At 71.5% G+C, this 15,431-nt stretch carries 11 protein-coding genes; 9 read left to right on the top strand and 2 right to left on the bottom strand.

Annotated features, from left to right (window positions below):
- The first annotated feature begins 15 nt into the window (after positions 1-15).
- From OG522_RS11580 to OG522_RS11565, 4 genes are all read left to right on the top strand, one after another.
- On the top strand, positions 16-585 hold the full coding sequence (locus tag OG522_RS11580; protein ID WP_329462877.1) for a GNAT family N-acetyltransferase: 570 nt from the start codon (positions 16-18) through the stop codon (positions 583-585).
- 80 nt (positions 586-665) lie between these two features.
- Positions 666-1,277 carry a hypothetical protein gene (locus OG522_RS11575; protein WP_329462876.1) on the top strand — a complete coding sequence of 204 codons (612 nt, stop codon included), beginning with the start codon at positions 666-668 and terminating at the stop codon, positions 1,275-1,277.
- Between the two features lie 216 nt (positions 1,278-1,493).
- Entirely contained in the window at positions 1,494-1,667 is a 174-nt protein-coding gene (locus OG522_RS11570; RefSeq protein WP_329462875.1) for a hypothetical protein, read from the top strand.
- Positions 1,668-1,805: 138 nt separating this feature from the next.
- Entirely contained in the window at positions 1,806-4,868 is a 3,063-nt protein-coding gene (locus tag OG522_RS11565; protein WP_329462874.1) for a helix-turn-helix transcriptional regulator, read from the top strand.
- A gap of 10 nt (positions 4,869-4,878) precedes the next feature.
- On the opposite strand, the gene OG522_RS11560 is transcribed toward OG522_RS11565, so the two are convergent.
- The gene (locus tag OG522_RS11560) at positions 4,879-6,021 is read right to left on the bottom strand and encodes a PQQ-dependent sugar dehydrogenase (RefSeq protein WP_329462873.1); all 1,143 of its coding nucleotides are present in this window, start codon (positions 6,019-6,021) and stop codon (positions 4,879-4,881) included.
- 155 nt (positions 6,022-6,176) lie between these two features.
- Positions 6,177-7,190 (bottom strand): aldo/keto reductase, encoded by a 1,014-nt coding sequence (locus tag OG522_RS11555; RefSeq protein ID WP_329462872.1) that lies wholly within the window; start codon positions 7,188-7,190, stop codon positions 6,177-6,179.
- Positions 7,191-7,264: 74 nt separating this feature from the next.
- Here OG522_RS11555 and OG522_RS11550 point away from each other — a divergent pair, with 74 nt between their 5' ends.
- The 5 genes from OG522_RS11550 (at position 7,265) to ilvC (ending at position 15,229) form a co-directional block, all read left to right on the top strand.
- Positions 7,265-8,206, top strand: coding sequence for a 2-hydroxyacid dehydrogenase (locus OG522_RS11550; protein ID WP_329462871.1), 942 nt, complete (start codon positions 7,265-7,267; stop codon positions 8,204-8,206).
- A 386-nt stretch (positions 8,207-8,592) separates the two neighbouring features.
- Positions 8,593-11,469, top strand: coding sequence for a putative bifunctional diguanylate cyclase/phosphodiesterase (locus OG522_RS11545; protein WP_329467549.1), 2,877 nt, complete (start codon positions 8,593-8,595; stop codon positions 11,467-11,469).
- A gap of 226 nt (positions 11,470-11,695) precedes the next feature.
- Positions 11,696-13,564 carry an acetolactate synthase large subunit gene (locus tag OG522_RS11540; RefSeq protein WP_329462870.1) on the top strand — a complete coding sequence of 623 codons (1,869 nt, stop codon included), beginning with the start codon at positions 11,696-11,698 and terminating at the stop codon, positions 13,562-13,564.
- Positions 13,565-13,590: 26 nt separating this feature from the next.
- A complete protein-coding gene (gene ilvN, locus OG522_RS11535; protein WP_100577584.1) occupies positions 13,591-14,118 on the top strand; it encodes an acetolactate synthase small subunit in 528 nt (175 codons plus the stop codon).
- Positions 14,119-14,227: 109 nt separating this feature from the next.
- A complete protein-coding gene (gene ilvC, locus OG522_RS11530; RefSeq protein WP_329462869.1) occupies positions 14,228-15,229 on the top strand; it encodes a ketol-acid reductoisomerase in 1,002 nt (333 codons plus the stop codon).
- Positions 15,230-15,431: the final 202 nt, after the last annotated feature.

The raw sequence follows: 15,431 nt of genomic DNA, 5'->3' as shown, positions 1-15,431 counted from the left end.
AGGCCGAGGAGCGGGATGTTCGCGAAAACGCTGGGTGAGGACGGGGCCGAACTGCGCCCCCTTGAGCCGTGGCAGGCCGAGGAGTTCCTCGCCCACATGGACCGCGGTCGCGACTACATCGCCACCCACATCATGCTGCCCGACCTCGTGACCGACCTCGACTCGGCCCGCGCCTACCTCCAGTCGTACGCGGACAAGGCGGCCGCGGACACCGGCCGCCTGTACGGGCTCTGGGCCGACGGCACCCTCGTGGGCGGCGTCCTCTTCCGGATCTTCGACGCGGCGCGGGGCACCTGCGAGGTCGGCTGCTGGCTGGAGCAGGACGCCGCCGGCCGCGGCCTGGTCACCCGCGCGATCGGGGTGCTGATCGACTGGGCCGTGGACGTACGCGGCATACACCGCGTCGAGTGGGTGGCGTCCGCCGAGAACACCGCGAGCATCAACGTCGCCAAGCGGCTCGGCATGGTCAGGGACGGGGTGCTGCGCGAGAGCTACCTCTACCGCGGGGTGCGCCACGACAGTGAGATCTGGTCGGTGCTCGCCGGCGACTGGCGTACGGCACGCCGTGGGGCGTCAGGGCAGTAGCCCGGGGGCGGGGGGTTCGCGGGCGGGGCGTTAAGGCGGCTCTCAGCAACCTCTCAGAAACGGCCCCTAGCGTGCCGGGCATGAACGCCACCCCCGCTACGACGAAGACCGACGCCGAGACCGAGCCCACGACCCAGGCCGAGACCGAGGCCGCGTCCACCCCGGGGGGAGAGGCCGTCGAAGCGGCCCCTGAGGCCGCGGACACCCCCGAGGGCCCCCACGAGCAGGACGCGCAGGCCGCCGCGGCCGACGAACTCGACGACGAACCCGACGACGCGCCCGCCCCCGTCCGGGCCGGTCTCGGAACCGGCGCCGCGGCCGTCGTGGGCGCCGCGCTCGGCGCGGTGTCGCTCAGCGGCACCTGGATGGGCAAGACGCTCTCCGAGCGGGCCACCCTGGTCGGCCAGATCAAGACCTCGCAGACCGGCACCGCCGCCCAGCAGATCCAGGAGATCTACGGCAACTCCTGGCACACCACCGCCCTGGTCAACGGCGTCTTCGCGCTGCTGGCCCTGGTGGTGGGCGGATGCGCCCTGGCCCGGCCCGCGTTCGGCACGCCGGGCAGCGGCGAGCAGCCGGTGTGGGTCAAGGCGGTCGCCCTGGCCGGCGTCGTCCTCGGTGTCCTGGGTCTGGTGATCTCCGCGGTCATGTACCTCGACCTGTTCGCGGCGCTGCCCAGCGCCAAGGGCTGAGGCGACCCCTCGCGCGCCTAAGGCACCCGCCCCCCTGCCTTAGGCGGCACCGGGCCGCCACCCGGTCCCACTAAGGCGGCGGTCCCGTACGGATGCGGCACTCGCCCGATGCGCGAGGGGCCCCTGGGAGACGAGAGTTGAGGCATCGCAAGGAGCCCGGAAGACCGGGCCCGAGCGAGGAAGACCCCAACCGGATCAGAACCCAGGAGTGCCGAGATGTTCGAGTACGAGATGTACAAGTCCCGCGAGGCCGAGCTGCTGCGTCGCGCCGACCGCGAGCGCCTGGTGGACCAGGCCCGCCGCGCACGTCGCCGCTTCGGCCGGACCGCCGACAACGGCCCCGAGGGGCGGGTGAGTTCACCGCGGAGCCGGTTCGCACGGGCCGCCTGATCGCCCCGGCCGGCCGCGATGACGACCGCCCCCGCCCGCTCCGCGACTCCGTCCCCGGCCGCCGCCCCGACCTCCTCGGGGGCGGCCTCCCCAGCCGGGGACGGAGTATCCGCTACCCCGTTGTCAGAGGCCTGTGCGATGCTCGGCAGCGTGCAGACCAGGTCAGTCAGCCCCGTGTTCGTCGGCCGCGCCGGTGAGTTGACGGTATTGAACGAAGCGCTCGCCCGAGCCGAGGCGGGTGAGCCCCAGGCGCTGCTCGTCGGTGGCGAGGCCGGCGTCGGCAAGACCCGGCTCGTCGAGGAGTTCACCGGCGCCGCATGTGCGGCGGGCGCCGTGATCGCCATCGGCGGCTGCGTCGAGGTCGGCGCCGACGGGCTGCCCTTCGCCCCCTTCTCGGCCGCGCTGCGCGCCCTGCGCCGCCAGTTGCCCGACGAGCTGGCCGCCGCGGCCGACGGCCAGGAGGAAGAGCTGGCCCGGCTGCTGCCCGAACTGGCCGACGCGGGGCGCCACACCCCGCGCGAGGACGGCACCGCACGCCTGTTCGAGCTCACCGTGCGGATGCTGGAGCGGATCGCCGCCGACCGCACCGTCGTCCTCGTCCTCGAAGACCTGCACTGGGCGGACACCTCCACCCGCCACCTGCTCTCCTACCTCTTCCGCACCCTGCGGCGCGGCCGCCTCGTGGTCATCGCCACCTACCGTGCCGACGACATCCACCGCCGCCACCCCCTGCGCCCGCTGCTCGCCGAGCTGGAGCGGCTGCGCAGCGTACGGCGCATCGAGCTCGCCCGCTTCACCCGCGGCGAGGTGCACCACCAGCTCACCGGCATCCTCGCCGCCGAGCCCGAACAGCGCCTGGTGGACGAGATATTCGAGCGCTCCGACGGCAACGCCTTCTTCGTCGAGGAACTCGTCGTCTGCCGCGACCCCCACGGCGGCTGCCCCGACCTCAGCGACTCACTGCGCGACCTGCTGCTCGTCCGGGTCGAGAGCCTGCCCGAGGACGCCCAGAAGGTGGTGCGGGTCGCCGCCGAAGGCGGCTCCACCGTCGAGTACCCCCTGCTCGCCGCGGTCGCCCGGCTCCCCGAGGACAAGCTCATCGAGGCGCTGCGGGCCGCCGTCGGCGCCAACATCCTGCTGCCCGCGCCGGACGGCGACGGCTACCGCTTCCGCCACTCCCTGGTCCGCGAGGCCGTCAGCGACGACCTGCTGCCCGGCGAGTGCTCGCGCCTCAACCGCCGGTACGCCGAAGCGCTGGAGGCCGACCCCTCGCTTGTCCGGGCCGACGAGCAGACCACCCGGCTCGCCACCTACTGGTACCACGCGCACGACGCCGCCAAGGCGCTGCCCGTGGTGCTGCGCGCCGGCGTCGAGGCCCGCCGCAGACACGCCTACGCCGAGCAACTGCGCCTGCTGTCCCGGGCCATGGAGCTGTGGGACGCCGTCCCCGAGGAGATACGCGAGGGGCTGCGGCCCCTGGACCACGCGGGCTCCTACCCCGCCTGCGGCTGCGACCCCGAGACCGCGGCACCGTTGCGCTACCTCGACCTGCTCGCCGAGGCCGTCGAGGCCGCCCGGTTCTGCGGCGACCGCGAACGCGCCCTGAAGCTCGCCAAGAAGGCCCTGCGGCTCATCGACGCCGAGAACGAGGAGCCCTTGGGGAGCGACCCGCTGCGCGCCGCGTGGTTCTGGATCCAACGCTCCCACCTGGTGCAGAACCTGGGGCGCGGCGACGGATGGGAGGAGATCGCCACCGCCCAGGACCTGGTGCGCGGGCTGCCGCCGTCGGCCGTGCACGCCGAGGTCCTCGCCACCGCGGCCAGCTGGGGCATGCTGCACAAACCCGGCGCGGACACCCTGGCCGAGGCCGAACGGGCGGTGGAATACGCCCGGTTGGTGCGGGCCGAGGAGATCGAGCTCAATGTGCGGCTCACCCTCGGCGGCCTCATGGTCGACTCCGGCTCGGCCGACGAAGGCCTCGCCATGATGCGGGACGTCATCGACCGCTCCCTCGACCTCGGCCTGGTCACCGAGGCGGGACGGGGCCATGTGAACCTCGCCTCCAGCCTGGAGTCCGTCGGCCGCTCCGCCGACGCGGTCCGCATCGCCGAGGAAGGGGTCGAACTGGCCGAGAAGTACGGCCTGTTGGACAACGAGGCCTGGGTGCAGGCCAACCGCGCCGAGTCCCTGTTCAACCTCGGCCGCTGGGTCGAGGCCCTCGACTGCATGGAACGGGTCGAGCGCACCGCCGTGAGCACCAAGCCGCTCGGCAACGCCCGGATGCGCCGGGCCGATCTCGCCCTGCTGAGGGGCGAGTTGGAGACCGCGGCCGCCTTTCTCGCCGAGGCCAACACGGCGTTCGGCAGCTACGACCCGATGGCCCAGCACGCCATCCCGCTGGCCCGGATCGCGCTCGGCATCGCGGCCGCGCAGGGCCGCATCGCCGACGCCCGAGCCGAACTCGCCCGCGCCGTCGACCCCGGCTTCCCGCCCGGCACCCAGCGCTACGCCTGGCCGCTGCTCGCCGCCGCCGCGTCCGTGGAGGCCGACGTACGCGGCCTGCCCTCGGCCGAGGCCGGGCGGGCCGCCACGCTGGAGCTGATCCGCGCGGCGGCGAAACGGCTCCCCACGACCGTGCCCTGGTGCGCGGCGTACGCCCTGGTCGTCGCCGCCGAACTGGACCGGGCCGAGGGCAAGGACTCCGCGGCCCGCTGGGAGACGGCCGTCGTCGCCCTCCAGCCCCTGGACCGCCCCCATGAACTGGCCCGCGCCTGCCAGCGCTGGGCCGCGGCCCTGCTGGCCGAGGGCGGCGACCGCGAGACCATCGCAGCCCTGCTCCGCCAGGCCCGCACCGAGTCCGTACGCCTCGGCGCCCGGCCCCTGAGCGAACAGCTGGAACTCCTGGCCCGCCGGGCCCGCGTCCCGCTGACCATCCCGGATGCCGCGCTGCCCGACGAGCCCGCCGACCCGGCCGAAGCGCTCGGCCTCACCAGCCGGGAACAGGACGTCCTGCGCCTGGTCGCGGCGGGACACAGCAACCGCCAGATCGCCGAAGAGCTCTACATCTCCCCGAAGACGGCCAGCGTCCACGTCTCCAATATCCTTGCCAAGCTGGGGGTTTCGGGCCGCGGCGAGGCAGCGGCACTGGCGCACCGCCTGAACCTGTTCCCGGCGAGGCAGGCGATCGAGGCGGCTCCCTGACGCCGTCTTCCTACGTGACGTCCAGCTCCAGGATGCGGTCGTCGCCGGGCTTCGGGGTGCCGCGCGAGTCGGTGTTGTTGGTGAGCAGCCAGAGCTTGCCGGGCCCGGCCGCAAGGACGGTGCGCAGCCGCCCGTACTGGCCGGTCAGGAACGCCTCGGGCGCGGCGAGCGGCTTGGTGGCGTCGAGCGGGACGCGCCACAGCCGCTCGCCCTTGAGCGCGGCCATCCACACGGAGCCGTCCGCGTACGCGATCCCGCTGGGCGACGCCTCGGACGGCTTCCACTGGGCCACGGGATCGACGTATCCCGGCTTGCCGCCCTGCCCCTCGACCACGGGCCAGCCGTAGTTCTTACCCGGCTCGATGAGGTTGAGCTCGTCCCAGGTGTCCTGCCCGAACTCCGAGGCCCACAGCCGGTTCTGGGCGTCCCAGGCGAGGCCCTGCACATTGCGGTGGCCGTAGGAGTAGACGACGGAGTCCGGCTCCGGATTGCCGTATCCGGGCTGCCCGTCGGGTGTCATCCGCAGGATCTTCCCGCCGAGCGACTTCTTGTCCTGGGCCAGCGCTCGGTCGCCCGTCTCGCCGGTCCCGGCGTACAGCATCTTGTCCGGCCCGAACGCGATGCGCCCACCGTTGTGGTTGTTGCCCTTGGGGATGCCGCGCAGGATGGTGTCCGGCGCCCCCAACTGCTCTCCTGCCGGGCGTTGTTGGTCGTAGATCATCCGGGCGATGCGGTTGTCGGACTCGGTGGTGAAGTAGGCGTAGACGAGATGGTCCGAGGCGTACGTGGGCGACAGGGCGAGCCCCAGCAGACCGCCCTCGCCCTGGTGGTCCACGCCGGGCACGCTCCCCACGGCGCTCTTCTTGCCGGTCGCGGTGTCGACGCGCACGACGCTGCCGTCGTCGCGGGATCCGACGAGGAGCCCGCCGTCGGGGAGGGGGGCGATCCCCCAGGGCGACTTCAGCCCGTCGGTGACGGTCCTGGCCACCTTCACGGAGCCCTTGGCGGGCGGGAGTTGAGCGCTGGGCGCCGCGGCCGGGGAGGCGGTCGAGCCGGGGGTGCCCCCGGGGCCGGGTTGCGAGCCCCCCGAGGAGCAGCCTGCCGCGAGGACGAGGGTGGCGGCGGCGAGGGCGGTGACGACGGTTCGTCGCACGGTGCGGTTCCCTTCGACGGGGTGGGCAGGAACCCATTCTGGGGGCTGCGCCGCCGGCCCCCGTGGACCGCGGGCCGTCGTCCGGCGAGCCCAGCCGAAAAGGGGCGTTCGAGGAGCGGAAGCTGCGGCCCCGGAGCCTTGCGGAACCACCCCGTTCAGTCCCGCGCCGCGGGCAGCGCGGCCAGATCCGCCATGTCCCGCGAGGTCAGGGCCAGGGCCGCCGCAAGCGCGTTTTCGCGGACCCACTCCTCGCGTTTCGCGCCCGGCACGGGAATCACCTGTCGCCCCAGCCGCAGCAGCCACGCCAGCGCCACCTGCCCCGGTGTCGCCCCGTGCCGCGCGGCGACCCGCCGCAGCCCCGCCACCACGGGCTGGTTCGCCGCCATCATCTCCGCCGTGAAGCGCGGATGCCGGGCCCGTATGTCGTCCGGCTCGAACCCCTGGCCGGGTGTGAGCGTGCCGGTCAGGAACCCGTTCCCCAGCGGCATCGCGGCGAGGAACGCGACCCCCCGGGCCGAGCACCAGGGCAGCAGCGCGTCGAGCGCCTCGCGCGACCAGACGGACAGCTCGGCCTGTACGGCCGCGACCGGGAAGACCTGCTGAACGCGTTCGAGCAGCCGGACCGTCTCCTCGTACCGGCTCACGTGCAGCCCGTGCACCCCCGGCCCGGCCCCGGGCCGTCGCACCGCCCGCGCCCCCATAGCGCTGAACCCCAGCGCGCGTACCTTCCCGGCCGTCACCAGTTCGGCCAGTGCCCCCCAGGTCTCCTCGACGGGGACCTCGGGGTCGACGCGGTGCAGCAGGTAGAGGTCGATGACATCGGTCTGCAGCCGCCGCAGCGAGGCGTCGCAGGCCCGACGCACGTACCCGGGGCGGCCGTTGGCGACCACATGCCGGTCGGCGCCCACGAGCAGCCCGCACTTGGTGGCGACGAACGCCTCGGCGCGCCGCTCCTTCAGCACCCGCCCGATCAGCAGCTCGTTGGTGAACGGCCCGTACATGTCCGCCGTATCGAGCAGGTTCGAGCCGGCGTCAAGGGCGGCGTGCACGGCCCGCAGCGAGCGCTCCAGGTCCTGCTGCGAGCGGGCGTAGCCCCAGCTCATCGGCATGCAGCCGAGCCCGATGGCACCCGCCCGCAGGGCTCCCGCACCGATTGTCCTGCGCTCCACCTGCCCGAACCCCTCCCTCGTCGCTCCCCAAACTAACCTCTGGCCACGACCGCCCTTCGCATAGCCTCCTGACCATGACTGCAGACGTTTGGCTTCCCTTCGAGCCCGCCGGGATCCAGGGCCTGCCCGGGTCCCTCGACTACCGGTTCTGGGACGGCGGCCCCGACTTCCCGGCCGACCCCGCCGACTGCGCCTTCTACGTGGTGCCGTACATGAAGCGCAGCGAGATCGCGGTCCGCCCGCTCGCCGCGATGACGGGCGTCCAGGTCGTGCAGACGCTCACCGCCGGCATCGACCACGTACAGCCCGGTCTCGGCCTGCTGCCGGCGGGCGTACGCCTGTGCAATGCGCGCGGTGTCCATGAGGCCTCCACCGCCGAGCTGGCCCTCACCCTCGTCCTCGCCTCCCTGCGCGGAATCCCCGGGTTCGTCCGGGGGCAGGAGAAAGAGGAGTGGCGGTCCGGCTTCTATCCGGCGCTCGCCGACAAGTCCGTGCTGATCGTGGGGTACGGGTCGATCGGGGCAGCCATTGAGGACCGGCTCGCGGCCTTTGAATGCGCGCGGGTGGCGCGCGTCGCGCGCTCCTGGCGCACCACGGAGCGCGGCGAAGTGCACGCATTGACCGATCTGCCCGAACTGCTCCCGCAAGCAGACGTCGTCATCCTCTCCACGCCGCTCACCGACCAGACAAAAGGCCTGGTGGACGGCGCCTTCCTGGCCCGGCTCAAGGACGGGGCGCTGTTGGTGAACGTCGCGCGCGGACCCGTCGTGGACACCAAGGCGCTGCTGACCGAGCTGGAGTCGGGACGCATCCGGGCCGCGCTCGATGTCACCGACCCCGAGCCGCTGCCCGCGGGACACCCGCTCTGGCACGCTCCGAACGTCCTCATCAGCCCGCACGTGGGCGGTTCGACGTCCGCCTTCCTGCCCCGCGCCCAGCGTCTGATCGCCGCTCAGCTGACTCGTTTCGTGGCCGGGGAGCCGCTCGCCAACGTCGTCGCCACGACGCCTCGGTAACGCTCCGGAGCAGCGCGGGTGCGTGCGGTGCCGAGTCGGCTCCGGACCGTCACTGAGCGTAGAAGGGCTATGTCCCTGAGTGACGAGACTGGTGTATCGTCCCGACCGGGGGCTGCGCCGGGTGTCTGCGGCGCGGGGGAGCGATCACTGCGAGGGGGGCGACGGGTGATGCACGGCCAATGGACGAACGATCCGACGCGGTGGAGCGGCCTGCGGCAACCCGGCCGCGCTCATCGCGCAGCATGTCACCGCGGTGGAGCGACGAACGCCACAGCGATAAGCGGCGCAGGCGTGAACACCATCCAGGAGTACGCCCCGTGGGCCCGTGGCACCGGCTCCCGCACGAGCGCGGGCCGGGCACCGGCCCGGTGGTACGGAGCGGTCCGGTGAGCGCGCCGGGGGCGATCCTCGGCCGGCCTGCGATGGACGGCAGCGGAGCCGGGATGATGTCCCAGCTCGTGCTCGCCCTCATCTGCGCCGGATACGGCACCGGCGCGTTCCTCGGCTGGGGCTCCGATGAACTCGCCCTGATCATGGGCGACTTCGGCCTATGCTGTGCCGCGCTGATCGCCGCGGTCTCCTGCTTCCTGTACGCACGGGGCGGAGCGGGCCGGAGCGAGAGCAGTTTCCGGCCCGCCTGGTTGCTGTTCTCGCTGTCCTCCGCCATGGCCGCCTGCGGCAACGGCGTGTGGGGGTGGTACGAGGTGGTGCTCCGGCGCGGCGTGCCGCCCACCCCGTCCTTCGCCGACTTCTTCTTCCTCTGCTTCGCGCCGCCCGCCATCGTCGGACTGCTGGTGCTCGCCAAGCGCCCGGTGACCAGGGCGGGTTGGGTCTGCCTCGCGCTCGACTCCTGGCTGATCGGCGGCTCGCTGCTCACGCTGTCCTGGAGTCTGGCACTCGCGCACACCGCACACATGGAGGGCGCGGGCGAGAGCACCGCGCACGCCGCGCTGGCGCTCGCCTACCCACTGCTCGACATCGTGCTGGTCAGCATGGTGCTCGCGCTGCACTTCCGGCGCTCATCGGCCAACCGGTCGGCGGTGAACACCGCGATCGCGGCGCTCGCCCTGACCGTGCTGTGCGACGCGCTGTTCACCTCCCCGCTGCTGCGCGAGCACTACCGCTCGGGGCAACTCCTGGACGCGGGCTGGTTCGCCGGGTCACTGCTGCTCGCGTACGCGCCCTGGGGCGCCCGCAGGGTTCCTGCGGGCCCGCCCCACCAGCCGGTCGCCGTGCCGCGGGCCGTGCGCCCGCCAGGCGCCGCCGGCCGCTCGCCCGCCCTGCCGGTGACCCGCCCCCTCGCGAGCTCGCTCGCCGCGCTCACGCCGTACCTCGCGGCGGCCGTCTGCACCCTGGGGATCCTCTACAACGTCATCGAGGGCCGACGGGTCGACCGCGTGGTCGTCTTCACCGGTTGCACCGTCGTGCTGGCCCTGGTGGTCCGCCAGGGCATCATGCTGCTCGACAACATCGCGCTCACCCATGAACTGGCCCAGAAGGAGAACCACTTCCGGTCCCTGGTGCAGGGCTCCAGCGACGTCATCATGATCGCCGCCCCCACCGGGATACTGCGGTACGTCAGTCCGGCCGCCGCGGGCGTCTACGGACGGGACGCGGAGGAACTGGTCGGGTCCGAGCTGGCCTCCCTCATCCATCCCGAGGATCTGGGCCCGGTGGTGCACGAGGTACGCCGATTCCTGGCGGCGCCGCCCGCCGAGGAGCCCACGACACGGATCGAGTGCCGCTTCAAGTCGGGGACCGGCGAGTGGCTCAACGTGGAGTCGACTGTCAACCGCCACCAGGGCGGGCTCATCCTCAACAGCCGCGACGTGACCGAACGGGTGCGCCTACAGGCGCAGTTGGAGCACAACGCCGAGCACGACCCGCTCACCGACCTGCCCAACCGCGCCCTGTTCACCAAGCGGGTGCGCAAGGCGCTCGGCGGCCGGCGCACCACCGACCCCGGCACCGCCGTGCTCTTCATCGACCTCGACGGCTTCAAACAGGTCAACGACACCATCGGCCACCAGGCCGGTGACGAACTGCTCATCCAGGCCGCCCGCAGGCTCCACGAGTCCGTACGGGCCGGGGACACCGCGGCCCGGCTCGGCGGCGACGAGTTCGCCGCCCTGATCCTCGGCGACGGCACCCGCGACCGCGCCGCCCGCGAGTTCCAGGTCGGCGAGATCGCCGACCGGCTGCGCCTGACCCTGTCGCAGCCGTACCAGATCGACGGCAACGAGGTGCGGGTCGCGGCCTCCATCGGGGTCGCCTTCGCCGATCCCGGTGTCGGGGCGGGGGAACTGCTGCGCAACGCCGACCTCGCGATGTACCGCGCCAAGAAGGGCGGCAAGAACCGGGTCGAGCTGTACGCCCCGCAGATGCAGGCCGAGGTCGTCCATAAAACGGAGCTCGCGGCCCGGCTGCGTACCGCCCTGAACGAGGGAGAATTCGCCGTTCTGCACCAGCCGGTGGTCGACCTCACCACCGGCGAGGTGTCCGCCGTCGCGGCCCAGGCCAGGTGGAGATCCGCTCAGGGCATCCTGTTCACCCCGGCCGAATTCCTACGGGTCGCCGACGAGAGCGAGCGCGCCGCCGAGCTCGGCCGCTGGCTGCTCGAAGAGGCCGTCGGGCAGGCCGCCGAACGTCTGCGCGCGGGCCACGACGCCCCGGTGTCGGTGCGCCTCTCGGCCCGGCGGCTGCTCGACAAGTCCATGCCGCTCGGTTCCCTCGAAGCCCTCCTGACCAGGCACGGACTGCCGTCCGGCGCCCTGATCATCGAACTCGCCGACAGCGATCCGAGGATCTCCTTCGACGAGCTGGAGCGACGTCTGGTGGGCCTGCGCAGGCTCGGCGTACGGATCGCGCTCGACGGCTTCGGAAGCGGCTACGCGGCGATCAACGCGCTGCGCCGGCTCCCCATCGACGTACTGAAACTGGACAGGGGTCTGGTCGAGGGCGTCGTGGAATCGGCCAGGCTGCACAAGATCACCGCGGGGCTGCTGCGGATCGCCTGCGATCTCGGCATGCAGTCGGTGGCCGACGGCCTGGACGTGCCCGAGCAGGTCTTGGCACTGCGGGCCATGGGGTGTACGCATGGGCAGGGCATGGCGTTCTCCGGGCCCCTTGACGAGTACCGGCTGCGGCGCGCTCTGGTGCGCGGCGAGTTCCCGGTCCCCGGCGGGGTGGCGCTCCCCGTGCTCAGTGGCCGGAGCAGGCCCCTGTTGGGTTCAAATACTGAGACGCCCGTCCCACCTACTTGACACCACCTGCGCGCCGGGGGGAGGGTCAATGCCATGCGCACCCGAATTCTCGTACTTGGAAAGCGCGTCGGCTGAAGCGGAGCCCTTGCGGGCTCCGCAGACCGCACCCGACGCGCTCCCCTCGCTTGCCTCACGGCACGAGGGGTTTTTTGTTGCACTGGCACCCCTCAAGCACTACCGCGATCTCGACTAAACCACCGCAAAAACCCTCAGCTTCGAGAAGAGAATGCCGATGACCGAGCAGGCCACCGGGGCCCACCATCCGCAGCCGCGGCCCCGTAACGGCGGACACCAGTCCGCGACCGTTGAGCACGTCACGGGCGCGAAGTCCCTCATCCGTTCTCTCGAGGAGGTCGGGGCGGAGGTCGTGTTCGGGATCCCCGGCGGCGCCATCCTCCCGGCGTACGACCCGATGATGGACTCCACCCGGGTCCGTCACGTCCTGGTCCGGCACGAGCAGGGCGCGGGTCACGCGGCCACCGGTTACGCGCAGGCCACCGGCAAGGTCGGCGTGTGCATGGCGACCTCGGGTCCGGGTGCCACCAACCTGGTCACCCCGATCGCGGACGCCCACATGGACTCGGTGCCGCTGGTCGCGATCACCGGCCAGGTCGCGTCCAAGGCGATCGGTACGGACGCCTTCCAGGAGGCGGACATCTGCGGCATCACGATGCCGATCACCAAGCACAACTTCCTGGTCACCAAGGCCGAGGACATCCCGCGGACCATCGCCGAGGCCTTCCACATCGCCTCCACGGGACGGCCGGGTCCGGTCCTGGTCGACATCGCCAAGGACGCCCTCCAGGCCCAGACCACGTTCTCGTGGCCGCCGGGGACCGACCTGCCGGGCTACCGGCCGGTCACCAAGCCGCACGCCAAGCAGATCCGCGAGGCCGCCAAGCTGATCGTGGGGGCCAAGCGTCCGGTCCTGTACGTCGGCGGCGGTGTCCTGAAGGCGGGCGCGACCGCCGAGCTGAAGGTTCTCGCGGAGCTGACCGGAGCGCCCGTCACCACCACCCTGATGGCGCTCGGCGCCTTCCCCGACAGCCACCCGCTGCACGTGGGAATGCCCGGCATGCACGGTGCGGTCACCGCCGTCACCGCACTGCAGAAGTCGGACCTGCTCATCGCGCTCGGCACCCGCTTCGACGACCGCGTGACCGGCAAGCTGGACAGCTTCGCGCCGTACGCCCAGGTCATCCACGCGGATATCGACCCGGCCGAGATCGGCAAGAACCGCGAGGTCGACGTCCCGATCGTGGGCGACGCCCGCGAGGTCATCGCCGACCTGGTGCAGGCCGTCCAGGCCGAGTACTCCGAGGGCCACAAGGGCGACTACACCGCCTGGTGGAAGGACCTCAACCGCTGGCGCGAGACCTACCCGCTGGGCTACGACGAGCCGCACGACGGAACGCTGTCCCCGCAGCGCGTCATCCAGCGCATCGGTGAGCTCGCGGACGCCGACACCATCTACGCGGCGGGGGTGGGCCAGCACCAGATGTGGGCCGCCCACTTCATCAACTACGAGCGCCCCGCCACCTGGCTGAACTCCGGCGGCGCCGGAACGATGGGCTACGCGGTCCCGGCCGCGATGGGCGCCAAGGCCGGCCAGCCGGACCGCATGGTCTGGGCGATCGACGGCGACGGCTGCTTCCAGATGACCAACCAGGAACTGACCACCTGCGCGCTCAACAACATCCCGATCAAGGTCGCCATCATCAACAACGGCGCGCTCGGGATGGTCCGCCAGTGGCAGACCCTGTTCTACAACCAGCGCTACTCCAACACCGTGCTGCACTCCGGCCCGGGGGACGGCGTCGCCGAGCAGGGCAAGCCCAGCGGCGGCACCCGCGTCCCGGACTTCGTCAAGTTGTCCGAGGCGATGGGCTGTTACGCGATCCGCTGCGAGCGCCCCGAGGACCTCGACAAGGCGATCGAGGAGGCCAACTCCATCAACGACCGCCCCGTCGTGATCGACTTCATCGTCCACGAGGACGCCCAGGTGTGGCCGATGGTCGCCGCCGGCACCTCCAACGACGAGGTCATGGCCGCCCGCGGAGTCCGCCCGGACTTCGGCGACAACGAAGACGACTGAGAGCTGTAGGAAGAGGTAAGAGGCTCATGTCCACCAAGCACACGCTCTCGGTCCTGGTCGAGAACACCCCCGGCATCCTGGCCCGGATCGCCGCCCTGTTCTCCCGCCGCGGCTTCAACATCGACTCGCTCGCCGTCGGTGTCACCGAACACCCCGACATCTCCCGCATCACCATCGTGGTCAGTGTCGAGGACCTGCCCCTGGAGCAGGTGACCAAGCAGCTCAACAAGCTCGTCAACGTCCTGAAGATCGTCGAACTCGAGCCCAGCGCTGCGATCCAGCGCGAGCTCGTCCTGGTGAAGGTGCGTGCCGACAACGAAACGCGCTCCCAGATCGTCGAGATCGTCCAGCTGTTCCGTGCCAAGACCGTCGACGTCTCCCCGGAGGCCGTGACCATCGAGGCGACCGGCGGCGCGGACAAGCTGGAGGCGATGCTCAAGATGCTGGAGCAGTTCGGCATCAAGGAACTCGTCCAGTCCGGCACGATCGCCATAGGGCGGGGCGCCCGCTCCATCACGGACCGCTCGCTGCGCGCCCTGGACCGCAGCGCCTGAGCCTCGCGCGGACGGGCGTGATCCGGCCCGCATCGCGAGACTCACCCATTCCTTACTCATCCCCACCGATACGGTGGACGCAACACCAGCACACCAAGGAGATATCCCAGTGGCCGAGCTGTTCTACGACGACGATGCCGACCTGTCCATCATCCAGGGCCGCAAGGTCGCGGTGATCGGTTACGGCAGCCAGGGCCACGCCCACGCGCTGTCGCTCCGTGACTCGGGTGTCGACGTCCGCGTCGGTCTGCACGAGGGCTCCAAGTCCAAGGCGAAGGCCGAGGAGCAGGGCCTGCGCGTGGTGACGCCGTCCGAGGCGGCCGCCGAGGCCGACGTCATCATGATCCTGGTCCCGGACCCGATCCAGGCCCAGGTCTACGAGGAGTCGATCAAGGACAACCTGAAGGACGGCGACGCGCTGTTCTTCGGCCACGGTCTGAACATCCGCTTCGGGTTCATCAAGGCCCCCGAGGGTGTCGACGTCTGCATGGTCGCCCCGAAGGGCCCGGGTCACCTGGTGCGCCGCCAGTACGAGGAGGGCCGCGGCGTTCCGTGTATCGCGGCGGTCGAGCAGGACGCCACGGGCGGCGGCTTCGCGCTCGCGCTGTCGTACGCGAAGGCCATCGGCGGCACGCGGGCGGGCGTCATCAAGACGACGTTCACCGAGGAGACCGAGACCGACCTGTTCGGTGAGCAGGCGGTGCTCTGCGGCGGTACCGCGGCGCTGGTCAAGGCGGGCTTCGAGACGCTGACCGAGGCCGGTTACCAGCCGGAGATCGCGTACTTCGAGTGCCTCCACGAGCTGAAGCTGATCGTGGACCTCATGTACGAGGGCGGCCTGGAGAAGATGCGCTGGTCGATCTCGGAGACCGCGGAGTGGGGCGACTACGTCACCGGTCCGCGGATCATCACCGCCGACACCAAGGCGGAGATGAAGAAGGTCCTCGCGGAGATCCAGGACGGCACGTTCGCCAAGAACTGGATGGACGAGTACCACGGCGGTCTGAAGAAGTACAACGAGTACAAGACCCAGGACTCCGAGCACCTCCTGGAGACCACCGGCAAGGAGCTGCGCAAGCTCATGAGCTGGGTGGCCAACGAGGAGGCCTAGGCCTTATGGGCCAGGGGGGCCGGACGCACCGTCCGGCCCCCCTCGCTTCATGGACACCACGTCCAAGCACCCCCGGGTGATCCTTCCGCGATGGCGGAGAATCATCCGGAGAGCGGCACTAGACTGCTCGCAACACCAACGCGTCAGGCCCACAGCGTCGTGCGTCTTCCACGCGGCTAGCCCCTCCACCGCCTGCGGCCGT

The organism is Streptomyces sp. NBC_01431 (assembly GCF_036231355.1).
In the GTDB taxonomy this organism is placed as follows: Bacteria; Actinomycetota; Actinomycetes; order Streptomycetales; family Streptomycetaceae; genus Streptomyces.
The sequence above is the reverse complement of the archived record's forward strand: the minus strand, read 5'-3'. Positions and strand labels throughout refer to the sequence as shown.